We start from the raw sequence: 6320 nt of genomic DNA, 5'->3' as shown, positions 1-6320 counted from the left end.
ATTCAGAACGGCCGGTTGGCTGCCTTCGGACCGAAGGACGAAGTCATCGGCAAATCTAACGTGCGAGCAGTGCATTCTGCTAAGCCGCCGACGAAGGAGGCATCGGTCGGATCATGATTAACGTCAAAGGCACCAAGAACGCCTTACCCGAAGCTGACGCCTCGCAGCGCTACGTTCTGAAGAGTGGCGACGAGGTTTCTGGGACGCCTCGCGTGATCGTCGGCTTACTCATGGGGATCGCTGCTTACCTAGGCTCGATCTTCTCCTGGGGCCGGGAGAGTGAACCCCAATCGCAACCGGAAGAGCCAGCCGCCGGTGCCGCGGAGGCGGAAAGCCAAGAGGACATGGTTGACGATATCGCCTCCCAGCAACCATCGTCTGATGTGCCCGATCCGGAACCTCCCAGCTCCACAGTGCCGCCGGTCGCCGATGCTCCAGGGTCATCGCCCCTACGCTATCAGAGCGAAAGCGAAGGCTCACCTGCAGTCAGACCGGCAAGCGGCAATGCAGTCGCTGACAGGATGGATCGAGTGGACGGCAGCCCCGGCACACTGTCTATCAACAGTGCTAATCCCGCCAGCAATCGTTCTTCTTCACCCCGGAACGACAACCCACCCGCCGAAGGCAATGACCCCACGGATGGCGATGGTTCTACCGATAGCGATGGCTCCACGGATAACGACAGTTCTACGGATAGCGACCCACTCGACCCCGAAGGTGAGGACGACGATGCCGAGGCGCCACCTGGCGGCAACCGTGCTCCGCGCGTGTCAGGCCCCGTTTATCTGCTGGATGTGGCGCCTTGCGCGGCACTCGTCATCGCTCTCAGTGATCTGCTGAGCAAGGCAGAGGACCCGGATGGCGACGCCCTATCGGTACAAAATGTGACGGTATCCTCCGGCACGCTGACGCAAACGGAAGGCGGTTGGGTGTTCCAGAGCGGAAGCGGGCAACCGGGGCCAGTGACCGTCACTTATCAGATCACCGACGGCGAGTTGATGACCGATGCCGTCGCCCACTTTTCTGTTGTTGAGCCGCCCGTTATCGCAGGAAGCGCGGCAGACGACATGCTTCTCGGCAGCCTGTGTGCCGATGATATCGACGGCGCAGGTGGCGATGACAACATTGATGGACGGGCTGGCAACGACGTCATTAATGGAGGAGCGGGCGACGACCACATCGTTGCGGGAGACGGTGATGACGTGGTGTTCGGCGGCGATGGCAATGACATTATTTTTGGCGGCGCGGGGAACGACCACCTTTTCGGTGGCGCAGGCGACGACAGGCTATTCGGCGATGATGGCGATGACGTGATCTTCGGCAATGCCGGTGAGGATCACCTGAGCGGTGGAGACGGCGATGATTTGCTGCTAGGGGGCGAGGGTGACGACGTACTTATCGATGGTGCGGGTCGCGACAAGGTGTTAGGCGGCATGGGCAGCGATCGGGTGGTGGCGGCACTTGATGCGGCAGATGACGTGTACGACGGCGGCGAGAATTCGGACACCCTCGACTACAGCCACGCGACGGAAAGTCTCGTGGTCGATCTTGTGAACGGCGTCGCCAGCGGCGTAGAAATTGGCCATGACGCCATCACCGGTTTCGAGAAAGTGCTGGGAGGCCGGGCAGCCGACCAGTTCATTCTCGGCAGTGAAGCGGTCACGCTCACTGGCGGCACGGGTGATGACGTCTTTGCGTTCGCCAGCGTCGGTGGGGTTCAAGCGAAAGCCGTTTCGCACGTGATTATGGATTTTGGGGTGGGCGACCGTATCCGCATCTCTGAATACGAGATTTTCTGGAAGGCGGATGACGAGCCGGAAGATCGTTTCGAACATATCTACCGCGATAACGACGATGACGATTCACCCATACGCTATCGGCACGACCGGGACGATGGAAGCGAGTGGACCGTGATCGAGACCGACTTCGAGGACGATGAGTTGTGGGCGTCGACCGTCACGCTGCACGGAAGGCACAAGCTGTCGTGGTCAATAGAGCGTGACGATGGTCACGAATGGCTATCTTAGGAGCACACAATGAGCACATATGATCCTTCCGGCGCGCCTCTTTTAGAGGAAAAAGCCAAGCGCTTACCGAATCCAGAAAACGCTTTTCGGCTCGGCCCGCGTGTTTTTGTGGGCACGGCACTTGCCCTGTTTCTGCTATTGGGCGCCGGTGGCTGGGCCGCGAGCGCTCAGCTAAGTGGGGCTGTCATCGCGCAAGGGTCTGTGACGGTAGATCAGAACCTTAAGTCGATACAGCATCGTGATGGCGGCATCGTCAGTGAGATAGGCATTAGAGAGGGGGATTTCGTCAATGCTGGAGAGGTGCTGATCCGACTCCAAGACACACAGACGAAGGCGGAGCTTTCAATCGTGCGTTCTAAACTCGTGGAGTTGGCGATCAGGAGAGCGCGCCTTATGGCAGAGCGGGACGGGCTTGAAGCCATCGAGTTCCCGTCCGATTTAGACGCAGACGAGGCGCCGGATGTCTTCCTCGGTGAAACACGCCTCTTTGAAGGCAATCGTGCAAATCGCCAAAGTAAGCAGCAGCAGCTTGAGCTCAGCATCGCGCAGATCGAAGAGGAGATAAAAGGGCTGGAAGCTCAGCAGCAATCGAAAGACGAGGAGTTCCGTCTCGTCTCGTCTGAATACGAGTCGAGCAGAGGCCTCGCTGAGAGAGGGATGATCGCACGCACACTCCTTGTTCCAATGGCGCGTGACAGGGCACGCATTTCGGGTGAGCGCGGTGAGATCCATGCATCTATCGCCAGAGCGAGAACCCGCATGAGTGAAATTCGCCTCCAGATTATTGCGATTGACGAGAACGCCCGTACCGAGGCGCAGCGGGAATTAAGTGCTGTGGAGGCGGAGTTTTCGGAGCTGCGTGACCGGCACATCGCCATCGAGGATCGGCTGGCGCGAACGGATATTCGCGCGCCGATTTCTGGCACCGTTAATGAGCTGAATATCCACACGGTGGGAGGCGTGATCACACCGGCTGAGGAGCTTGTCACCATCGTTCCAGAAGACGCCAAACTGAAGGTTGAGGTGAAACTGGCGCCGATAACCATCGACCAAGTGTGGGTCGGTCAGCCGGTCAGGCTCCGTTTCACTGCCTTCAACCAGAGAACAACGCCGGAGCTCAAAGGCGAGATCGTCTATGTTTCCCCAGCAACCTCACGCGATGACGTGACTGGCGATATCTACTACCTGGGCGATGTTGATGTTTCTGCAGAAGAGCTTGAGAAGCTGGGCGTTACCACGCTGCTGCCTGGTATGCCCGTCGAGGTCTTTATCACGACCGAAGAGCGCACTGCACTGACGTACTTTGTTAAGCCGATTACCGACCAGTTCAGCAGGGCCTTCCGAGAAGAGTAAAGCAGCGCTTTCTGACTTAGGCCTCGGACACAAGGTGAATTGCTGCGGCATGTGCCGCAGCAGCCTATCGGGTGGCCACTGCTGGCTTCATTTGGCTTCTTTCCCTAGCTTATGCAGCTTGCGAAACCATGCGTTGCGTTTCTGCTCGCTCATTGTCTCTATGCTGCCGATCAGTGTCTCACGCACTGGAGAGAAGCCAACAAAGCCGAGGATATTGCGCTCTAGCGATTTAACACTGTGCGCCCGATAGAGATGGCGATAGATCATCGCTGGCATGCCCATCGTCACCACGACCCGCGCCGTGCGTTCGGTCAGCCCCTTTTTGCCCAGCGGGTTGCCTTCCACGTACTCGAAGGCGAAGCCTGGGCGTAGCACTTGTTCCAAAAACGCTTTGACCAGAGCTGGCATGTCGCCAAGCCACAGCGGAAAGATCAGTACCAAGTGCTGGCACCAGCCGATGGATTCCTGCGCCGCTGTTAGCGAAGCGGGCAGAGAGGACGTTTGCCACTCCTGCTGGCTACGCAGCAGCGGAAATTCCAACGAGGCGATGTTAATCAGCCGTACCTCATGGCCGTTAGCCTGGGCGCCTTCGCTGTAGTGATCAGCGAAAGAGTGGCAAAGGTGCGCCTGACTGGCATCGGGGTGGCCCTGCAGGATCAGGATTCGCTGGCTCATTTGGCGGGTTCTCGCTGCAAGCAGAGGAGTAGGGGGTGGCCTTGGTTTGGCGATTATTCATCCAGCTTTGCGCTTACTAATATTGAACCTAGCAACGCTTATTGTGCATCGCAATATGGTTTTTATCATGCATCGGCTACCCACGTGCCAATAAGCGGCCAATCACGTCATGTTCAAAAAATCCCCCAGCAGCACAGGGGGCGCTGAGCTTTGCGCGTTAAACATAAGGAGATGAAGCTAAGAAAAAGCGTTAGGTACGTGACTATTTTCTAATGACACGGGTAAGCTTGGTTTGGTAAGTTTGAAGTTAAGCGGAGTTTGAGGGTGGTAGGGTGGTTGGATGCTAAGTTGCAAAGAGGGCTGTTGAGCCGTAGATGAAGGGCTGCTTTCGACCCATAGCAGCCATAGGATGAGACCGGATATTCTCAGTTCATCAGCCCACAATGCGTGTTAGTCTGACAGTGTCTGAAATATGAATACTTTTTCAACTGAAAAGGATGCTTGAAAGGAGTTATGAAGCAGAAAGTTAGGATAAATATACTGATGCGTAACGTTTAGAAACTAAATGAAATGCTAAAATGAATGAGCTTTAATAAAATATTAATCATCATGAACATATTTATACTCAAATTTAATAGTGGGAGTGATCATGTCACTTGAAAATGAAGTTAGCGAAAAAAGAAAGGAAATAAGAACTGACGGTTACGCCATGTCACTAAGTGAATGGGTTTCTCTATATGAAAGCAAAGAAATTGATATTCACCCAGAATTTCAGCGCTTTTTTCGTTGGAGTGACGTGCAAAAGACAAACTTAATAGAGTCGATTTTACTGGGAATTCCAATTCCGCCTGTTTTTGTAAGCCAACGCAAAGATGGGATTTGGGATGTTGTCGATGGCCTTCAAAGGCTATCCACAATTTATCAATTTATGGGAGTTCTTAAAGATGAAAATTCCAACAATATACGTCCGCTTACTCTTTCAGGAACAAAATATCTGCCTAGCTTAGAGGGTAAGTTCTGGAATAATCCAGAAGATCCAGATAACTCTTTTAGCCAAGAACTTCGTTTAATTATAAAAAGATCTAAAATTAACGTAAGTATAATTCTCAAAGAGAGTGATGAAACTGCAAAATATGATTTATTTCAAAGGCTAAACACAGGTGGATCAGATCTAAGTCCACAAGAAGTAAGAAACTGTATTCTGGTCATGTTGAACAAGGAGTTTTATACATGGTTACAATCTTTGGCGTCTTATTCAGCTTTTCAAGAATGTGTTGCCTTAAGCGATCGTCCAATCCAAGAATCATACGATCTTGAATTAGCTTTGAGGTTTATAATTTTTTCCTGCATCGATGCTTCTGAATTAGACCAGTTAGGTGACGTGGGTATATTTATTACAGAGAGAATGAGGTCTATTGCAATCGACCCAGATTTTGACCAAGCTGACTGGGAAAGCTTGTTTAAGCGAACATTTGACTTGCTTCAAAATTCTTTAGCTGAAGAGTCTTTTAAGCGATACAGTATTGAAAAGCAGAAATTTACTGGAGGCTTTTTGTTGTCTCAATATGAGGTTATAGCTTACGGAATTGGCTACAACATAAAAGCTGGAAATCCAGTTCATGATGTTAAAGCTAAGGCTGAAAGTATTTGGTCGGACAACCGTTATACAGACTGGTCAGGGTCTGGAATTACTGCCACTCGCCGTTTACCAAGAATTTTGCCTTTTGGTAGAGAGGTTTTTAATGGTAGCAATTAGAACTAAAGAAGATCTTGTGGATCGGATTGGCCAAGACTATGTCTGGAGGTTACGTGAGATATCAGAGCTCAAAAACCTAATTGAGGAACCTTTAATTTCTGATATTCGAAAAAGGGTACTTTGTCGATCTGGCATAGCACTTCTATATGCGCATTGGGAAGGGTTTGTTAAAAAATCTGGTACATATTTTTTAGAGTATGTATCTTCCCAGCGTCATAATATATCGGATCTTAGGAGTAATTTTATTACGCTTTTGGTGAGGGGTAGGATAGATAAAGCAAGTGAAGCAAATAAGTACTCTGCATTTGATGAAGTAACGAGATACATATTAGATAACCAATCTACAAGAGCAAAGATACCAACTAAAAATGTGGTCGACACTCAGTCAAATCTTTCCTCAAAAGTTCTGAAAGACCTGAATCCGTGAGACCGGCCCCCGGAAGCACTTCTAACCCACTGACCTGCATGGCAATATAGCCATTATCGCCATTCACCCAGACAGTGCCATG

General features: G+C 51.6%; 5 protein-coding genes. 4 read left to right on the top strand and 1 reads right to left on the bottom strand.

The genetic code is table 11. The features are described 5' to 3' along the window. The first annotated feature begins 113 nt into the window (after positions 1-113). Both BIS10_RS16670 and BIS10_RS16665 read left to right on the top strand, forming a co-directional pair. The gene (locus BIS10_RS16670) at positions 114-2027 is read left to right on the top strand and encodes a calcium-binding protein (protein WP_253506925.1); all 1914 of its coding nucleotides are present in this window, start codon (positions 114-116) and stop codon (positions 2025-2027) included. A 9-nt stretch (positions 2028-2036) separates the two neighbouring features. Then, the gene (locus tag BIS10_RS16665) at positions 2037-3380 is read left to right on the top strand and encodes an HlyD family type I secretion periplasmic adaptor subunit (RefSeq protein ID WP_253506922.1); all 1344 of its coding nucleotides are present in this window, start codon (positions 2037-2039) and stop codon (positions 3378-3380) included. Between the two features lie 87 nt (positions 3381-3467). On the opposite strand, the gene BIS10_RS16660 is transcribed toward BIS10_RS16665, so the two are convergent. After that, positions 3468-4055, bottom strand: coding sequence for an NAD(P)H-dependent oxidoreductase (locus tag BIS10_RS16660; protein WP_253506919.1), 588 nt, complete (start codon positions 4053-4055; stop codon positions 3468-3470). A gap of 649 nt (positions 4056-4704) precedes the next feature. Here BIS10_RS16660 and BIS10_RS16655 point away from each other — a divergent pair. Then, the gene (locus BIS10_RS16655; protein ID WP_253506916.1) at positions 4705-5811 is read left to right on the top strand and encodes a DUF262 domain-containing protein; all 1107 of its coding nucleotides are present in this window, start codon (positions 4705-4707) and stop codon (positions 5809-5811) included. Beyond that, positions 5798-6238, top strand: coding sequence for an MAE_28990/MAE_18760 family HEPN-like nuclease (locus BIS10_RS19080; protein ID WP_392567193.1), 441 nt, complete (start codon positions 5798-5800; stop codon positions 6236-6238). The genes BIS10_RS16655 and BIS10_RS19080 overlap by 14 nt, the downstream gene beginning before the upstream one ends. Positions 6239-6320 lie beyond the last annotated feature (82 nt).

This window comes from Halomonas sp. 707B3 (genome assembly GCF_024158645.1).
GTDB lineage: Bacteria > Pseudomonadota > Gammaproteobacteria > Pseudomonadales > Halomonadaceae > Vreelandella > Vreelandella lionensis.
The sequence above is the reverse complement of the archived record's forward strand: the minus strand, read 5'-3'. Positions and strand labels throughout refer to the sequence as shown.